This is a genomic window from Streptomyces sp. N35, from assembly GCF_016464295.1.
Taxonomy (GTDB): domain Bacteria; phylum Actinomycetota; class Actinomycetes; order Streptomycetales; family Streptomycetaceae; genus Streptomyces.
The window spans coordinates 1-1806 of sequence record NZ_JAEIMH010000191.1 but is presented as its reverse complement, the minus strand read 5'-3'; the positions used below and the strand labels follow the sequence as shown (position 1 = coordinate 1806).

General features: G+C 75.2%; 1 protein-coding gene. It reads right to left on the bottom strand.

Going from position 1 to position 1806, the window contains the following annotated elements:
* Nucleotides 1-132: 132 nt before the first annotated feature.
* Nucleotides 133-1806, bottom strand: a 1674-nt coding sequence (locus tag JAO81_RS43540; protein WP_199553237.1) for a helix-turn-helix transcriptional regulator, incomplete at its 5' end; no start/stop codon positions are given.

The window sequence follows — 1806 nt, the reverse complement described above, 5'->3', positions numbered from 1 at the left end:
GAAGGAACACCCCCCACCAGGGGGGGCGGGGGGGAGAAACCCCCCAGCGGGGCCCGGGGGGCGGCGCCCCCGTGACATCAGCCCCACAGGCCCGAGCGGACGGCCAGCCCCAGGCCCGGCGCGAGCGGCCGCTCAGGACCGGACCGCCCGCGCCGCAGCCAACTGCGCCCGCGACTGGACGCCGAGCTTGCGGTAGATCCGGGTGAGCATCGTCTCTACGGTCTTGACACTCAGGTGCAACCGCGCCGCCGCCTCCCGATTGCTGGCCCCTTCGGCGACCACACCCGCCAACTGCTCCTCCGCCGTGGTCAGTCCATCCGCGGAAACCCGTACGACACCACCCGCATCGAGCCGGCCGAGCGCCTCACTCACCAACCCCGACCACGCACGCGCCCCCGCACCGTCGAACAGCACAAGCGCCTCGGTGAGCGCCAGACGCGCCCCGGCCCTGCGCCGCTGCCGCAGCCGGGTGCGGGACAGCAGCCAGAGGCAGCGGCCCTGTTCCAGCGGCAGCCCGAGCCCCTCGAAGCGCTCCGCCGCCGCCCCGAGAAGCCCCGCCGCCGCATCCGCCTCCCCGCGCATCGTGAGCCCTACCGCCCGGGCCCGGTCGAGCGCACCGAGGGTGCTGTCCCGACCCAACTCCCGTGCCACACCCGCGTACTGCTGGATCAGCCGCTCCGCCTCCACCCCACGCCCCGTGACCGCCAGGGCCTCCGCGAGATCGCCCGGCCAGCGCAGCAGGGAGGGATCGGCGAACTGCTGCGCTGTCTGGGCCGCGCGCACCCGCAGGAGCTGTTCCACGGCGTCGGCCGCGCTGCCGGTGACCAGCTGCACCAGGCCGAGTACATGCAGGTTCCGGGAGAGGAACACCTGGTCGTGCTCCTCCTCGGAGGCCCGGGCGCCACGCCCCGCGAACGCACGGGCCCGTTCGAAGGACCCGCCCGCCGCCTCCGCGAAGGCCGCCGAATACCAGGAAGGCCCGGGCGAGATGCCCGCCTCGGCGGTGATCCGCAGCACCCGGTCCGCATACCGCAGAGCAGCCGTACAGCGCCCCGCCCGGGTCTCCGTCTCGGCCAGGCTGCGCAGCACTTCGACCAGGTCCTCGGTCTCCCCGGACCGCTCGACCACCGGAAGCAGAGCGAGCAGTCCGTCGCGCGCCCGCTCCAGGCGGTCGTCGAACAGGTCGTGCCGGATCCGCAGATAGCGCGGCTGATTGCGTACGCCGACGGGCTCGGCCGGCACCGCGGCGCCCAGCGCACGTTCCAAGGTCGCTTCGGCATGCGGAGAACCGAGGATGCGTTCGAGACGGGCCTGCATGGTGAGCGCGAGGACGGAGGTCCTGGCGTCCTCGGCGCGGCCGGCGAGCGCCGCGGCGCGTGCGGCCGCACCACGCGCCCGTACCGGATCCCCGTCGCAGAGGTTCGCTTTCCAGGCGAGCCGCAGCTGCACGGCGGCCAACAGCGCCGGGTCACCGGCGGTTTCGTCGGCCGCCCGGGCGAAGACCTCGTCCAGATCGTCGAGCGCCTGTCCGGCTGCGTCCAGGATCGCGAGCAGCGCGCGGACCCGCTCGCCGGCGTCCGTCGAGTGGGCGAGGCCCTCGGCCGCCGCCCGTCGGGCGAGGCCGACCCGGCCCGCGCGGCCGGCGTCTTCGGCGGCGGTGACGAACCTTCGTACGACAGCGGCCTGTTGGTCCAGGACGGCAGGTGTGCGGCGGGCCGCGAGCAGTGCCAGTTCGGCCGCCCGGCCCCGGTCGCCCCGGGTACGGGCCGTGGTCGCGGCGGCCTCCAGGTCGTCGGCGGGGGGGGC